Below are 15614 nucleotides of genomic sequence, written 5' to 3'. Positions count from 1 at the left end.
GAGGAGTATATGCAGTATTGGGGAAAGCTGCTCGGACTAATATTGGGCTTGATGTCCGGTATTGGCTTCTGGGGAATCGTATTGGGGCTGTTGGTTGGGCACATGGTAGACAAGGCGCGCAGTGTAAAACGTCGTGGCTTCTTCTCCGATCAGCAGACAAGACAAACTATTTTTTTCCGCACCACCTTTGAGGTGATGGGGCATTTAACCAAATCAAAAGGACGAGTAACAGAGGCTGATATTCAAGTAGCCAGCCTGTTTATGGACCGCATGCAGCTTCACGGCGCTCAAAGAGAGTCGGCACAGCAGGCGTTTCGCACGGGTAAAGGTGGGAATTATCCGCTGCGTGAAAAAATGCGAGAAATGCGCACCGTATGTTTCGGACGCTTTGATCTGATTCGTACTTTCCTGGAAATCCAGATCCAGGCGGCGTTTGCCGATGGTTCGCTGCATCCCAACGAGCGCCAGGTGTTGTACGTCATTGCCGAAGAGCTGGGTATTTCGCGTCATCAGTTCGATCAGTTCCTGAGCATGATGGAAGGCGGGCAGCAATTTGGCGGTAATCAGCAGGGCCAGTACTCGCATGGTGGCTACCAGCACGGCTCTCAGGGGCCGACGCTGGCCGATGCCTGTAAAGTGTTGGGCGTGCAGGCAACCGACGATGCCACCACCATTAAACGTGCTTATCGCAAGTTAATGAGTGAACACCATCCCGACAAGCTGGTCGCCAAAGGCCTGCCGCCGGAAATGATGGAGATGGCCAAGCAAAAAGCGCAGTCGATTCAGTCAGCCTATGATTTGATCAAGCGTGAAAAGGGTTTTAAATAACCTTTGGCTTGTGTTTTGTTAGCTATAAAAAACGCCGCGAGTTGTGCTCACGGCGTTTTTTTTATGCTTAAAGATAGAAGATTACGCTACGGGATCAGAAATCCGGGTCGCAGCTGAAAGTCATTGGCTCATCGGTAATCGGATGATAAATCGACAGTTCTTGCGCATGCAGCTGTAAACGCGGTGCCATCGCCAGGGCTTCTGGATGCGCATAAAACTTGTCGCCCAGAATCGGATGCCCCAGCGCCAGCAGATGAACGCGAAGCTGATGAGAGCGACCGGTTATCGGGCGAAGCTTCACCCGTGTCGTACCGTCAGCATCCCACGAAAGCACTTCATACTGAGTCAGCGCTTTCTTGCCGGTTTCATGGCAAACCTTTTGCTTGGGGCGATTCGGATAGTCGCAGATTAGCGGCAAATCAATAATGCCGTAATCTTCCGCCATATGGCCCCACACCCGCGCGACATAGGCCTTCTTGGTTTCTCGCTCGCGGAACTGACGCTTTAGCTCGCGCTCGGCTTCCTTGGTCAATGCTATAGCAATCACGCCACTGGTGGACAAGTCCAGACGATGCACCGATTCGGCAATCGGGAAATCGCGCTGGACTCGTGTCATCAGGCTGTCGTGATGCTCGGCAGCCTTGCCGGGAACGGACAGCAGCCCGCTCGGCTTGTTTACCACCATCAGATGTTCGTCCTGGAACAGCACCCGCAACCAGGGATCGATTGGCGGATGATAGTTTTCAAGCGGCAGAATGTTTGACGGCGGTGGCGTTATCATTGATGGCTCACCACAACCAGACGAATGGCATCAAGACGCCAACTGGCATCGTTAAGGCTGTTCAGCACCTGTTTACGATTAGAATCAATTGCCTCAAGCTCGTCATCACGAATGTTTGGATTCACCTCTTTCAACGCTTTAAGGCGCTCGAGCTCCAGGCTAAGTTGCTGATCGGCTTCAACCTTGGCGGTTTCAATCAATGCCTGTGCTTCTACCGCGATCAGAGGTTCGGCCTGTTGCAGCATGGCATGAACATCTTGCTGCACGGCGTTAACCAGCTTGCTTGAGTTATGGCGATTTATTGCATTCAGCTGGCGGTTAAAGCTTTCAAACTCGACCTGTGCTGCAAGATTGGTGCCTTTGCGGTCCATCAGCATGCGCACCGGCGTTGGCGGCAGGAAGCGGGTCAGTTGCAAGTGTTTAGGTGCCTGACATTCCACCACGTACAGCAGTTCGGCCAGCAACGTGCCCACTGGCAACGCTTTGTTTTTCAAGATAGAAACCGCGCAGCTTCCGGTGTCACCAGAAAGGATCAGGTCCAGACCATTGCGGATGATCGGGTGTTCCCAACTGATAAACTGGGCATCTTCGCGTGATAGCGCTTGCTCACGATCGAAAGTGACGGTGCAGCCATCTTGCGGCAGCCCCGGGAAATCCGGCACCAGCATATGATCGGAAGGCGTCAGGATAATCAGATTATCGCTGCGGTCTTCCTGATTGATACCCACGATATCAAACAGATTTAGCGCGAAATTCACCAGATTAACGTCGTCATCCTGCGCGGCAATCGCCGTTGCCAGCGCCTGCGCCGGTTCACCGCCGTTAGAGTGCATCTCCAGCAGGCGGTCACGACCCTGCTCCAACTGCTGTTTCAGCGCATCATGCTGCTCACGGCAGGTGAGGATAAACTCATCGAGGCCTTCCTGTTCTGCTGGCGTCGCAAGAAAACCAATTAGCTGCTGATAGCTGCCGTCGTAGATGGTGCGCCCGGTCGGGCAAGTGTGTTCAAACGCATCCAGACCCTCGTGGAACCAACGCAGCAGGATTGCCTGAGCGGTTTGCTCCAGATATGGCACCATAATTTCGATGTCATTTTGCTGGCCGATACGGTCCAGACGGCCAATACGCTGTTCAAGCAGGTCCGGGTTGAACGGCAGGTCAAACATCACCATTTTGCTGGCAAACTGGAAGTTACGGCCTTCCGAACCGATTTCAGAACACAGCAATACCTGCGCGCCATCTTCTTCAGAGGCAAAATAAGCCGCTGCACGGTCACGTTCAATAATCGACAAGCCTTCATGGAACACCGCAGCGCGAATCGCTTCACGCTCACGCAGAACCTGTTCCAGCTGCAACGCGGTGGCTGATTTGGCACAGATAACCAACACTTTTTTATCACGGTTGGCAGTAAGGTAACCGAGCAGCCATTCGACGCGTGGGTCGAAGTTCCACCAGGTCGCGTTATCACCTTCAAATTCTTGATAAATTTGTTCTGGATACAGCATATCCAGCGCGCGGGCTTCCTGAGATTTCTTGGCACCCATGATGCCGGAGACTTTAATCGCCGTCTGATACTGGGTCGGCAGTGGCAGCTTGATGGCCTGCAGATGCCGCTCCGGGAAACCTTTAACCCCGTTACGGGTGTTGCGGAACAGCACGCGGCTGGTGCCGTGGCGGTCCATCAGCATCGCAACCAATTTTTTAGCAGCGTCTTCATCACCTTTATTGGCGGCGGTGAGCAAAGTATCAACGTCTGCATTGCCTACGCTCTCACCCAGCAGGGCCAGCGCTTCAGGAGTCAGCGGCTGTTTGTTGAGCAACAGGGTGACTGCATCGGCAACCGGCTGATATTGCTGCTGTTCTTCGATAAACTCTTCGTAATCGTGGAAACGGTCCGGATCCAGCAAACGCAGGCGGGCAAAGTGGCTTTCCTGACCTAACTGCTCAGGAGTTGCGGTCAACAACAGCACGCTTGGAATATTCTGTGCAAGTTGCTCAATCACCATGTATTCACGGCTTGGCGCGTCTTCACTCCAAACCAGATGATGGGCTTCATCGACGACCAGCATGTCCCACTCTGCGTCGTTCAGCTCTTCGAGGCGCTGTTTATTGCGGCGCACGAAGTCCAGAGAACAGATAACTAGCTGCTCGGACTCAAACGGGTTGGTCGCGTCATGGCGTGATTCGGCGTAACGATCGTCATCAAACAGCGAGAAACGCAGGTTGAAACGGCGCAGCATCTCGACCAGCCACTGGTGCTGCAGGGTCTCGGGCACCACAATCAGCACACGCTCGGCGCGGCCAGAAAGCAGCTGCTGGTGGATGATCATCCCCGCTTCGATGGTTTTACCCAGACCGACTTCATCGGCTAACAGAACGCGTGGCGCATGGCGCTGGCCGACTTCATAGGCGATGTGCAGCTGGTGTGGGATCAGACTGGCACGCATGCCGCGCAGGCCGCCAAATTCCAGGCGGAACTGTTCACGTTGATATTTGCGTGCACGAAAACGCAGAGCGAAGCGGTCCATGCGGTCAATCTGACCGGCAAACAGGCGATCCTGAGGCTTGCTGAAGGTCAGTTTGCTGTCGAGCAGCACTTCACGCATTGCCACACCTTCTTCGTCGGTGTCCAGACGCGTTCCCACATAAGTGAGCAGACCTTTGTCCTCGACGACTTCTTCAACTTTCAGCTGCCATCCCTCGTGGCAACTGATGGTATCGCCCGGGTTGAACATTACGCGGGTGATAGGGGAATCACTTCTGGCATACAGGCGGTTTTCACCAGTAGCGGGGAAAAGCAGGGTGACCATGCGCGTGTCTACTGCGACCACAGTACCTAAACCTAATTCGCTTTCCGTGTCGCTTATCCAGCGTTGACCAAGTGTAAAGGGCATATTGTCTCTCTGTGCTTTGTGTCTGTCTGTTGGGCTGTAGTGCCCTTTAACTGATAATTATCAAACTTTATGTAATAGCTTTTCTTTCCCCGCCCATTAAGGCGTGGAGTTATTAATTTTTTGAGGTTAGATAAGAAATGGGAAAGGGCGCTATGTTAATTGAAGGTAGGCCGTTCGTCACCTGTCATTGCGCCATATGGTTAAAACAATCCCATTTGACCTGTTATCAGTGTAGCAAAATCGTCATGCAGGAACGGAAGAATGCCGTCTGCGACCGGTTCGAGTTGTTTCTCGATGTAATGATCATAGTCGATAGGCGATTGACGGTTCTCCAGCGGCTCCGGTCCTGAAGTCGTCATAACATAGCTTATCCAGCCGCCGTTCTGATACTGCATGGGTCGACCGTTGGCCAAATTATATTCATCGGCCAGACGTGCCGCGCGAACGTGGGGCGGAACGTTGCGCTCATACTCAGTCAGCTTGCGACGTAGACGTTTACGGTAGACAAGCTGGTCGTCAAATTCCCCGTTCAGAGTGCTCGCAACATAATCGCGAATATAGTCCTGGTAAGGCTGCTCGTGGAAAATCCGCTCATACAGCGCCTGTTGAAAAGTCTGCGCCAGTTTGGTCCAGTCGGTACGAACAGTTTCCAGCCCCTTGTAAACCATATGCTCCCCGTCTGCGTCTTTTACAAGGCCGGCGTAACGTTTTTTACTGCCTAATTCGGAGCCACGAATAGTGGGCATCAGGAAACGTTGATAATGCGTTTCAAACTCCAGCTCCAACGCACTTTCAAGACCCAGCTCCTGGTTAAGATGCGTCTTCCACCATTGATTGACTTTCACCACCAGCCGTTGGCCAATCTCATTGGCATCTTCGTTGCTATGTGCGCTGTTTAGCCAAACGAAGGTTGAATCCGTATCACCATAAATTACCTGATAGCCTTCTTCTTCTATAAGTTTACGGGTTTGCTGCATGATCTCGTGGCCGCGCAGGGTAATCGATGAAGCCAGTCGAGAATCGAAAAAGCGGCAGCTGCTGGTTCCCAATACGCCATAGAGCGCGTTCATAATAATCTTCAGCGCCTGTGAAAGTGGCTGATTGTTCAGTTTTTTCGCCGCCTCACGCCCTTGCCAAATCTGACGGACTATTTCAGGAAGGCAGTGCTGAGTGCGTGAAAAATATGCCTCTCGAAAGCCGGGAACCGAATGGGCATCATCCGGTTGATCCAGTCCGGTAATCAAGCCCACCGGGTCGATGAGAAAGGTGCGGATGATCGACGGATACAGGCTTTTATAATCGAGCACCAGCACCGAATCATACAAGCCGGGGCGAGAGTCCATCACAAACCCGCCGGGACTGTTTTCGTCGGGCCGCTCTCCCATATTGGGTGCCACAAAACCGATACGATGCATGCGCGGCAGATAAAGATGGGTAAATGCCGCCACTGATCCGCCGCTGCGATCGGCTGCTAATCCCGTTACCGACGCGCGTTCCAGCAGAAACGACAGCAGCTCGGTTTTGGCAAAAATGCGAGTGACCAGTTCGCAGTCTTTGAGGTTATAGCGGGCCAGAGCGGGTTTATCTTGGCGGAAGCGTTGCTCAATTTCTGCCAGACGCTGATAGGGGTTGTCAATCGCTTTGCCTTCGCCGAGTAAAGTTTGCGAGACGTATTCCAGACTAAAGCTCGGAAAGTTCCAGGTCGCTGATTTTAGTGCTTCAATGCCGTCAACAATCAACCGGCCAGCGGCCTGTGCAAAAAAGTGCCCTTGTTTAAAACCGTGCTCACGCCATTCAAGCGCGCTGCCGTCGCGGCCAAAACGCAGCGGGATCTTGTAACGATCGGCGTGTTTCTGCAGAACTCGCAGGTCAAACTGCACAACGCTCCAGCCGATGATCGCGTCCGGGTCATTGCGCTGCAGCCAATCATTGAGTTTGTGTAGCAGCTGTGGGCGGCTGTCCACGTACTCGAGGTTGAAATCACCGTGACTGCCGGGAGTTCCGTTGGCTGGACCGAGCATGTAGACATCGCGCTGGCCGCAGCCTTCGAGGCCGATGCAATAAAGCTCGCCATTGCCGCTGGTTTCAATATCCAGCGAACATAATTTAAGCGTAGGGCGGTAAGTTTCTGCGGGCTTCATCTTGGTATTCAGCAGGATACCATCACTGCCTGGCGTGCCGGTGAACCACACCGGTGCGGTGATGTAACGCTCCATCAGGAATCGTTCCGGCGGGCGGATATCGGCCTCATAAAGAGTAAGACCTCCATCTTTTAGCATTTTTTCAATGCGCATCAGTTGGCGATGGCCGTTGCAATAAAGTCCAACTACCGGGCGCAGGCGGAAATCTTTTAACGGCAGCGGACGCAGGATATAGCCCTTTTCGCCGAGCAACAGTTGTTCCGTTCTCTCCTGCTGTTCAACAGGCAGAAAGGCCACTGATTCCTGTGCGGGCAGTCGAATTTTTTGTGGACCTTCGTCGGTTGCCAGCCAGAAGTCGACTTCCGTTCCCTGCGGTGTATCGCGCCAATGCCGGGTCAGCACGAAGCCTTGGCGTGGCTGAGTCTGCAAGTTGGGTTGCGCAGTAACGTGGTTGATAACGACCTCGATTTCTATAGATAAGTGCTTATTGATAGCGGCTGGTAAACGAATTTTTTAGCGCAAAGGCTTCGGAAAATGCTGCTGTTAAAGGGAAGTGACACACTAAATATAGCATGGTTATTTATACAGTTCCTGTGGTTAAAGCAGCCAGTTGAGCAACCAGTGACAAAAGAGAAGGATTAAATGCGCATACAATTACTGGGTTGACTCGCCTTTACCATTTACCGACAATTCAGCCTCTTTCATTTTCGCTTAAGCTGTGATGGCTACACTAAAGTGCAAAACCTTGAGGTCTCGATTTCAAGGGCTAAACTTCTTGCTGGTCACTCAGAGCGTAAATCGTCTGTTGTGCGTTGACAGTTTTCAACCTTATAAGAAATAAAGGTTTGCCGTACCGTGCGCGTGATGCGTACCTTAACTCTGGAATTATATGGAAGCCTATCTACAACATTTGGTCGCTCAGTCAGTGGGTTTCGCACTTATCATTGTTTCTGTCGTGGCATTTTTCGAGTCGATGGCGTTAGTGGGACTGCTGTTGCCCGGCACCGTCATGATGGCGACACTAGGTACGCTGATCGGTAGTGGTCAGGTAGGTCTTTACGAAGCATGGTTAGCTGCAGGACTAGGCTGTTTCTTTGGCGATTGGGCGTCTTACTTTATCGGACGCGCCTTTAAGGAGCCGCTACACAATTGGTCTTTTTTAAAACGTTATCAGTCAATAGTCGACAAAACTGGCAATGCCCTTGAGCAGCACAGCTTTGCGACTGTGATCCTTGGACGCTTTATCGGACCGACCCGACCTTTGGTACCGCTGCTTGCGGGCATGCTCAACCTGCCGCCTTATAAATTCGCCCCGCCAAACATTGTCGGCTGTATCACCTGGCCACCTGTTTATTTCTTGCCGGGTATTCTGGCCGGGGTGGCAATTGATATTCCGCACAGCCATGAAAGCTCGGTGTTCAAATGGGCGTTGTTTATTACCGTGGTGCTGATTTGGCTCAGTGCCTGGTTGCTTTGGCGCTGGCTGCGTTCTGATAAAACAAAATCGGATGCGGTTACTCGATGGTTGCCTTTGCCACGCCTGCGTTGGGTGAGTTTACTGAGCCTCGCGGCGACAGTGATTAGCATCTATATGCTAAGTAAGCAGCCGCTAATGCCGATTTACGCTCATTTGCTCTACAAGGTAATCACTCGGTAACAGCCTATCCCTTAGTGCCATGGCAGCGTTGGCCGCAAATGTGTATCCCGATAACTTAATTTATATGCTCATTGGGACTCACAAACTTGCGCCTTGCCATGGTGTCAAAATCCTTTAGCCAATAATTTTACTCATTCCCAATATTGCTGCTTCTGGGGCGCTGCCGTCGGTCAGTGCCTGAGTCGGCCCGTCATAAAACACGCGGCCATCAACCACCAGTAACGTTCTTTCAGCAATGCGCGCCGCATCGTCAAGGTTGTGCGACACCATCAGCAGTGTAAGTTGCTGCTGCTGACACACACTGTCGAGCAGGGCGAGCATTTCACTTCGCAGGGCCGGATCCAAGGCGGAGAAGGGCTCGTCCAGCAGTAAAATAGGCTGGCTGCGCAGCAGGCAGCGGGCCAGTGCCACACGTTGTCTCTGCCCACCGGAAAGCTGTGAAGGCAGGCGATCCAGACACTCTTTTAGCCCAACCTGTTGAGCCAGCTCAGTTAACTTCTGTTTCTGGTCGGCATCAAGCTTCAGGCCAGGATGCAGCCCCAGCCCCATATTCTGGCGAACCGAAAGATGCGAAAACAGATTGTTTTCCTGAAACAGCATCGAAACCGGACGTTTTGCCGGTGGCGAATGAGTATGATCCTGCTGATTCAGCTCGATGGTGCCTAATCCCGGCGACAAAAAACCGGCAATCAGGCTCAGCAGGGTGCTTTTTCCTGCGCCGCTGGGTCCAAGGATCGCCACGCGTTCGCCGGCAGCGATATGCAGGTCAAAGCGCATCGGTAAATGTTCATACAAATAAGTGACTTTATTTAGATTCAGCATGGCGGCCCGGTAATCTTTCGATAAGGGTAAACAGCAGGAAACATAATATCAGTAACAGCATCGCCGTCACTGCGCCTTGCTGGTTGCGGTACGAGCCCATCTGCTGATAGAGATAGAAAGGCAGTGTACGGAAATTTTCATTACCAAATAGCGCGATTACTCCAAAGTCACCTAACGAAAGCACACAGGCAAACGCCAGCGCCTGCGTCATCGGCCGTTTAAGGGCGCTCAATTCAATCCAGCGCAGCCTGTTCCAGCCCTTCATATCCAGCGACAAGCACAGCAATGAATAGCGCTCGGCCACGTCACGCATCGGATTTTCGAGAACTTTCAGTGCGTAAGGGATAGCCATCAGCGCATTAGTGAGAATTACCAGCATCCACGGTGACTGTGGCAGTCCGCTGGTGTCGCTGAGCAGCAAAAAGAAGCCGGTGGCCAGTACGATGCCGGGCATCGCCAAAATCAGCATTCCTGAAAGTTCCAGACTTTGCCCCCAGTTATTACGCTGACGCAGGCGAAGTTCGCGGCTGCTCCATAACAACATCATTGCCAGCAGCAGGCACAGCAGGCCGCTGCCAATGGCCAGTCGGACTGACATCCACAGCGATTGCCATAGCGCTTCCTGATGTAGCACGGCGAGCAGGGAATGATTCAAGCCGCTGAGGATGACGGCCACCAGCGGCGGCAAGATAAGCAGTAGGGCAAGCAGAATAAGTAAGCCATCGCTGAATCGGCGAAACAGTGAATCGGCCGGATCGCGCCAGCGCTGGGCGTGCGTATGCCCAACCGGCAGCGCCTGACTGAGCTTCTGGCTCAGCAGCACCAATCCAAGACAGCAGAATAGCTGAATCAATGCCAATAGCGCGGCGCGGCCTAAATCGTAGTCATAACTCAGAGCCTGATAGATAGCCAGCTCGATGGTAGTGGCTTTCGGACCGCCACCCAGCGATAGCACAGTGGCAAAACTGGCAAAACAGAGCATGAAAATCAGCGCGGCGGCGGGGAGAATTTGTCGTCTTAATGCTGGCCATTCCACGAATTTAAACTGTTGCCAGCCGTTCATGCCAAGCTGAGCGGCAAGCTGGCGCTGCTCGATGGCAATGTTTTCAAGGGATTGCAGCAGCAGGCGCGTTACCAGCGGCAAATTAAAGAACACATGAGCCAGCAGAATGCCTTGCAGCCCATAAGGCGAGAAACGGTATTGAAGCCCTAACGCTGCGAACAGTTGGGCGAGCCAGCCTTCGCGGCCATAAACGCTAAGGATACCAAACACCGCGACCAGCACTGGCAGCACCAGTGTCATGGCGCAAAGTCTCAGCAGCCATTGTCTGCCGGGAAAACGCCGCCGATAAAGGCTGCGGGCAAGTAAGATGGCCGGTAACACGGAACATAGCGCCGACAGCAGTGCCTGCCAAAAGGTGAAACGGATGACGTGCCACAAATAGCTATCCTGCCAGACGGCTTTTAGCTGGAGTGCCGGGGCATGGCGCAGCAGTGAGCCGAGTGCCAAAAAGGCCACCAGCAGGATAACCAATGCGGCTATGGCACCGGGCCATAGCCAGTTGGGGATTAATGGCTGACGGCGTTCTGCCATGCCTGGATCCATTTACTGCGGTTCTCAGCGACGGTTTTGGCGCTGTATTGAAGCGAAATGCTCGGTACGGTCAGGGCATCATATCCTGCTGGCAGCGGCAATTTCACCACCGGATACATCCAGTTGCCGGTAGGAATAGCGTTCTGGAAACCCGGGCTGGTGACAAATTTCATAAATTTGGCCGCCAACTCCGGATGCTTGCTGGCCGCAAGCTGGCCGGCAACTTCAACTTGCAGATAGTGACCTTCGCTGAAATTGGCCGCCGCGTAGTTGTCTTTTTTCTCTTCAATAATATGGTATGCCGGAGAAGTGGTGTAGCTCAGCACCAGATCGCTTTCCCCTTTCAGGAACAGGCCATAGGCTTCACTCCAACCTTTAGTGACCGTTACAGTCTTCTTCGCCAGCTTCTGCCAGGCCTCTGGCGCTTTGTCACCGTAAACTTTTTGCATCCATAGCAGCAGGCCCAAGCCAGGCGTGCTGGTGCGTGGATCTTCATAGATGATTTTCCAGGGCTGCGGGCTGTCGACCAATTCCTTCAGACTCTTCGGCGGGTTTTTTAGTTTGTCTTTGTTATAGACGAAAGCGAAGTAACCATAGTCGTAAGGAACGAAAGTGCTGTCGTGCCAGCCGCCCGGAATATCGAGCTGAGTTTGGTCGACGGCAGGTTTGGCAAACAGGCCAGTTTGCTCGGCTGCCTGCAACAGGTTGTTATCAAGGCCTACAACCACGTCGGCTGGGCTGTTTTTCCCCTCCATCCGCAGGCGGTTCAGCAGTGAAACGCCATCTTCTAAAGGAACATATTTCAGCTCGCAGCCGCAGTCGGCTTCGAAAGCTTTCTTTATCGCCGGGCCAGGGCCCCAATCGGCGGAGAAGGAGTCGTAGGTGTATACAGTGAGAACAGGCTTGGCAGCGAATGCCGGTGCAGCGACCAGCATCAGGCAGGGCAGTAATTTTTTAAACACTTTGCACTCCAACTTTTACCTTGAGAGAAAAATAGGCGTGGCAAAGGACTTTGAGTCAGCAAAATGCACTCTCAAATCCCTTCGCCGGTATTAACCGGATCAGGTTCGACGGGTTTTTTCTCAGCCTCAGACCGAACTTGCCTGCGCAAAATCAGTGGATCAGCACCCCGTTGAGAACGGCGCTATTGTAGAGATTATGTGACAGCGTTGAAAGCAGGTTTATGCGTCGGGGGGCGCAAACCAGGCAGATTTAAAGTCAAACCAGCCCAGAGTATTCATCCTGACCCCGCGCATGCTGCGTTGTCCTTGTAGCAATAACCAGTGGTGAAATAGCGGGTGTACATGGTTGTCGTTGACTAATTTCTGTGACCATTCCGCCAGCGGAAACTCACCGGAGCGCCATTGATTGGCGGCAATTTGCAGCCTGTCATCGAGGCAGTGCTGCATCAGCGGCAGTTCAAACAGGGTAGCAAACAGCGAAAACTCAATCGGCAAGGTGAAGTTTGCGCTGCCGAGCCAGATATCACTTGCGGCTTCTCCATTTTGCCACTTGGCGTAATCCACCACCTGAATATTAAGTTTAACATCATGTTTGGCCAGCAGAGGAGTCAGAGCCTGGCAAATGTCCCGATACTCAGAATGATCGCTATAAAAGGTGATGGTTAGCTATTGAATATTATAGGGTTTTGGCTGCTGAATCTGCGGGCGTCGATGGTGCCAGCGGGGTAACAGGCCGTAAGCCGGCGACCAATAGCGCTGATAAGCAGGGGCAGAAGCATTGAGCAGGGCAATCGGATTAAGCACCTCGCAAAGCCATTCACGCAGTGCCGGGTTCCTTCCCACGGTAGATCGCTGGTCGAAAAGCACAAAATAACAGCCTTCTTCGAGCCGACTTTCCAACTGATCGTTGGCGGTGTCATCAGCCTGTAGCTGAACGCCAGAATGTACCAGTTCCTCGGTCAGTTCCGGCAGTACCCAAATATTCACCTCATCAAGCAATGCACGATAACCGAAATAGTCATCGAAGGCGCGTATCTTGAGCTGTGTTGGCTGGTTATGAACCACTGCATAAGGTCCGGTACCCATTGGATGACGGGCAAAATCCTTCAGCGTTTGCCATTCTTGAGGCAGGATAAGCGCATGCACGCTGCCAAGCAGCCAGGGTAACCAGCGGTCTGGCGTATGGAGAAAAATATCTATCACGTTAGGGGTGGGCGATTCGACGCGTGAAAAATGACTAAACAGTGGGTGAGAATCGAGCCGCGCGAAAGTCGTGATTATATCAGCCATTTCCAGCTCGCGGCCGTGGTGAAAATGAATCGCCGGGCGCAGATAAAAACGCCAGTGCAATGGAGTCACTTCCTGCCAGTGATGTGCGATATCGCCGCGCAGTTCCCCATTTTCCTCATTTATACCAATCAGCCCGCTAAAGATCTGCTTCGCCAAATGGGTCTCGGAACGACGTAGCATGCTGCCGGGAAGCAGGCTGGGAAGAGAGCGGTAGTAAAGGACGCGAAGTATATGTTTCCCCTGGCGAAAACGACGCCCGAGCTGTGAAAGCAGCATTTGGCGAACTACCGTTTTGTCTCCCACCAGCTGTACTAACTGATCAACGCGGTCCTGCTCCAGCAGTTCCTCGGCCCGCATCTGCTGCAATGCCAGACCAGTAAACAGAAACGTTAGCCGCGACTTTTTACCTCTGCCAGCTTCCGCCTCCCAATGGAGCCAGCCCTCATTTTGCATGTTGCCCAGCAGCGATCGCATATGTCGGCGCGAACAGCTAAGGGCTTCGGACAGCGCCTGTAACGTAGTTTCTACGGGTTCTCCATGGCAAAACTGCCATAGGCGAAGGAACTGCTGCTGCAAACGTGGCGATGACATAAAAGAGGAACTCCTGTAAGCAAACCCATCAATTTATCTTTCCCTATATTACGACCATAATCTCTGGCAACAAAGAGTCCTGTAGCGTGATGCTTGCTGCTTCACTGCTGCCAGCCGTTTTCTGAGTAATGGTGAAATGTCGCCAGCCAGTGAGGTCACTCACTGGTTTTTTTGTGTTTACTCTCTTACGCTTAGAGTTGAATGTGCCTACACGCCATACAGTTCGACTGTTATCAGGGATGGTTTATGTCTTCTCGCCGTTTATCACTTATATTTGCAACTTTCCTGCTAGTGTCTTTTCTGAGTGGAATAGCCGGGGCGCTACAGGCGCCGACTCTCAGTCTGTTTCTCACCAATGAAGTCAAGGTCAGGCCACTGTGGGTCGGGCTGTTCTATACCGTCAATGCGCTGGCCGGGATTGTGATCAGTTTCCTGCTGGCCAACTATTCCGATAAAAAGGGTGATCGTCGCAGGTTATTGTTTTACTGCACTCTTTTGGCGATTGGCAATAGTCTGGTTTTTGCTTTTAGCCGAGATTATCTGGTGCTGATAAGCGTTGGGGTATTGCTGGCCGCGATCGGCAACGCCTCAATGCCACAGTTGTTTGCTCTGGCACGTGAATACGCCGACCGTTCCGCCCGCGAAGTGGTGATGTTCAGCTCGATGATGCGGGCAACGCTGTCGCTGGCCTGGGTGCTGGGACCCCCCATCTCCTTTATGCTGGCGCTTAATTACGGCTTTACCCTGATGTATCTCTGTGCTGCGGCGGTATTCGCCTTTGGCGCGTTGATGGTGTGGTTTTTTCTGCCCTCGGTCGAAAGGATCGAGCAACCGGTCGATGAAGTGGCCGTTCCCGTTAGTGCATGGAAAAATCGTGACGTGAGGCTCCTGTTTATTGCCTCGCTGCTGATGTGGACCTGCAACATTATGTACATCATTGATATGCCCCTATATATCACTGCGGACATGCACTTGCCGGAAGGATTGGCCGGACTATTGATGGGCGCTGCTGCCGGGCTGGAAATTCCGGTGATGCTGATTGCTGGAACACTGGTAAAGCGCACCGGTAAAAAACGTCTGATGCTTTGTGCGACTTTGTTTGGCGTATTGTTTTATTTGGGGATTATCTTGTTCCAGTTCAAAGCAGCGTTAATGATCCTGCAGCTGTTTAACGCGATTTTTATCGGCATTATCGCGGGTATTGGCATGCTGTATTTTCAGGATTTAATGCCGGGCAGGGCAGGTTCAGCGACGACTTTGTTCACCAACAGTATCTCCACCGGCGCTATTTTGGCTGGCGTATTGCAGGGCACGATTGTAGAAAATTTTGGGCATTATCAGGTGTATTGGGCGGCGTTAGGGCTTTCAGCTATCGCGCTAATCCTGATGACCCGGGTTAAAAATGTCTGACCCGCCGAGAGACGGGTCAGGAGTACTGAGCTAACGAATTAACGCATAAAGGCAGGCTGAGTCTTCTCGTAGGCCGAGATACTGTCTTCATGTTGCAGCGTCAGACCGATGCTATCCAGCCCGTTCATCATGCAGTGGCGGCGGAAACTGTCTATCTCAAACGGATAGCTTTTGTCGCCAGCGCGCACAACTTGATTTTCGAGATCGACGTCGAAATGAATCCCAACGTTTTCCTTCGCCAATGTAAACAGCTCGTCAATTTGCTCTTCACTCAGCGTCACCGGCAATAGCTGGTTATTAAAGGAGTTGTTGTAAAAAATATCAGCAAAGCTTGGCGCGATTACGGCGTGGAAGCCGTAATCGGTCAATGCCCATGGCGCATGTTCACGAGATGAGCCACTGCCAAAATTTTCTCGTGCCAACAATATGCTGGCACCCTGATATTCAGGTTTATTCAGAATAAAATCAGGGTTAGGCGTATAGCCCTGACCTTCCAGATAGCGCCAGTCATAGAACAAAAACTGGCCAAAACCTACGCGGGTCACCATTTGCAGGAACTGCTTCGGCACAATGGCGTCGGTATCGACGTTAGCGATATCCAATGGAATGACCAGACCGCTATGGGTAATGAATTTTGCCATGAG

The 15614-nt window shown here is 52.4% G+C and carries 10 protein-coding genes, 1 pseudogene and 1 riboswitch; of the genes and pseudogenes, 3 read left to right on the top strand and 8 right to left on the bottom strand.

The window, feature by feature from the left end; genetic code table 11:
• Positions 1–9 precede the first annotated feature (9 nt).
• Complete coding sequence (djlA, locus tag AB3G37_RS21260) at positions 10–828, top strand: co-chaperone DjlA (protein WP_009634720.1); 819 nt, start codon at positions 10–12, stop codon at positions 826–828.
• A gap of 94 nt (positions 829–922) precedes the next feature.
• On the opposite strand, the gene rluA is transcribed toward djlA, so the two are convergent.
• From rluA to AB3G37_RS21245, 3 genes are all read right to left on the bottom strand, one after another.
• A complete protein-coding gene (rluA, locus tag AB3G37_RS21255) occupies positions 923–1609 on the bottom strand; it encodes a bifunctional tRNA pseudouridine(32) synthase/23S rRNA pseudouridine(746) synthase RluA (RefSeq protein ID WP_009634719.1) in 687 nt (228 codons plus the stop codon).
• A complete protein-coding gene (gene rapA, locus AB3G37_RS21250; RefSeq protein WP_369789013.1) occupies positions 1606–4503 on the bottom strand; it encodes an RNA polymerase-associated protein RapA in 2898 nt (965 codons plus the stop codon). The genes rluA and rapA overlap by 4 nt, the downstream gene beginning before the upstream one ends.
• Before the next feature lie 200 nt (positions 4504–4703).
• On the bottom strand, positions 4704–7073 hold the full coding sequence (locus AB3G37_RS21245; RefSeq protein WP_369789012.1) for a DNA polymerase II: 2370 nt from the start codon (positions 7071–7073) through the stop codon (positions 4704–4706).
• Positions 7074–7533: 460 nt separating this feature from the next.
• On the opposite strand from AB3G37_RS21245, the gene AB3G37_RS21240 reads away from it, so the two are divergent.
• Positions 7534–8301, top strand: coding sequence for a DedA family protein (locus AB3G37_RS21240; protein ID WP_009634716.1), 768 nt, complete (start codon positions 7534–7536; stop codon positions 8299–8301).
• Between the two features lie 114 nt (positions 8302–8415).
• Here AB3G37_RS21240 and thiQ read toward each other — a convergent pair whose 3' ends face one another.
• From thiQ to sgrR, 4 genes and pseudogenes are all read right to left on the bottom strand, one after another.
• A complete protein-coding gene (gene thiQ / locus AB3G37_RS21235) occupies positions 8416–9123 on the bottom strand; it encodes a thiamine ABC transporter ATP-binding protein ThiQ (protein WP_369789011.1) in 708 nt (235 codons plus the stop codon).
• A complete protein-coding gene (gene thiP / locus AB3G37_RS21230; RefSeq protein WP_369789010.1) occupies positions 9107–10717 on the bottom strand; it encodes a thiamine/thiamine pyrophosphate ABC transporter permease ThiP in 1611 nt (536 codons plus the stop codon). Before thiP ends, thiQ begins: the two co-directional genes overlap by 17 nt.
• Positions 10693–11679 carry a thiamine ABC transporter substrate binding subunit gene (gene thiB / locus AB3G37_RS21225; protein WP_369789009.1) on the bottom strand — a complete coding sequence of 329 codons (987 nt, stop codon included), beginning with the start codon at positions 11677–11679 and terminating at the stop codon, positions 10693–10695. The genes thiP and thiB overlap by 25 nt, the downstream gene beginning before the upstream one ends.
• 58 nt (positions 11680–11737) lie before the next feature.
• A riboswitch (TPP riboswitch) is annotated at positions 11738–11859 on the bottom strand.
• Positions 11860–11898: 39 nt separating this feature from the next.
• Positions 11899–13560: pseudogene (sgrR, locus tag AB3G37_RS21220) on the bottom strand (HTH-type transcriptional regulator SgrR).
• A 246-nt stretch (positions 13561–13806) separates the two neighbouring features.
• Here sgrR and AB3G37_RS21215 point away from each other — a divergent pair.
• Positions 13807–14970 (top strand): MFS transporter, encoded by a 1164-nt coding sequence (locus tag AB3G37_RS21215; protein WP_369789008.1) that lies wholly within the window; start codon positions 13807–13809, stop codon positions 14968–14970.
• A gap of 38 nt (positions 14971–15008) precedes the next feature.
• On the opposite strand, the gene leuD is transcribed toward AB3G37_RS21215, so the two are convergent.
• Positions 15009–15611: a 3-isopropylmalate dehydratase small subunit gene (leuD, locus tag AB3G37_RS21210; RefSeq protein ID WP_009634710.1), complete on the bottom strand. Its 603-nt coding sequence runs from the start codon at positions 15609–15611 to the stop codon at positions 15009–15011.
• Positions 15612–15614: the final 3 nt, after the last annotated feature.

This window comes from Rouxiella sp. WC2420 (assembly GCF_041200025.1).
Classification (GTDB): domain Bacteria; phylum Pseudomonadota; class Gammaproteobacteria; order Enterobacterales; family Enterobacteriaceae; genus Rouxiella.
This window is presented reverse-complemented; position numbering and strand designations above follow the sequence as displayed.

Excerpts from the sequence above, each read along its gene's own strand:
- AB3G37_RS21240 (WP_009634716.1), top strand. The coding sequence starts at position 7,534 with ATGGAAGCCTATCTACAACATTTGGTCGCTCAGTCAGTGGGTTTCGCA.
- leuD (WP_009634710.1), bottom strand. The coding sequence starts at position 15,611 with ATGGCAAAATTCATTACCCATAGCGGTCTGGTCATTCCATTGGATATC.
- rapA (WP_369789013.1), bottom strand. The coding sequence starts at position 4,503 with ATGCCCTTTACACTTGGTCAACGCTGGATAAGCGACACGGAAAGCGAA.
- djlA (WP_009634720.1), top strand. The coding sequence starts at position 10 with ATGCAGTATTGGGGAAAGCTGCTCGGACTAATATTGGGCTTGATGTCC.
- rluA (WP_009634719.1), bottom strand. The coding sequence starts at position 1,609 with ATGATAACGCCACCGCCGTCAAACATTCTGCCGCTTGAAAACTATCAT.
- thiQ (WP_369789011.1), bottom strand. The coding sequence starts at position 9,123 with ATGCTGAATCTAAATAAAGTCACTTATTTGTATGAACATTTACCGATG.
- thiP (WP_369789010.1), bottom strand. The coding sequence starts at position 10,717 with ATGGCAGAACGCCGTCAGCCATTAATCCCCAACTGGCTATGGCCCGGT.
- AB3G37_RS21215 (WP_369789008.1), top strand. The coding sequence starts at position 13,807 with ATGTCTTCTCGCCGTTTATCACTTATATTTGCAACTTTCCTGCTAGTG.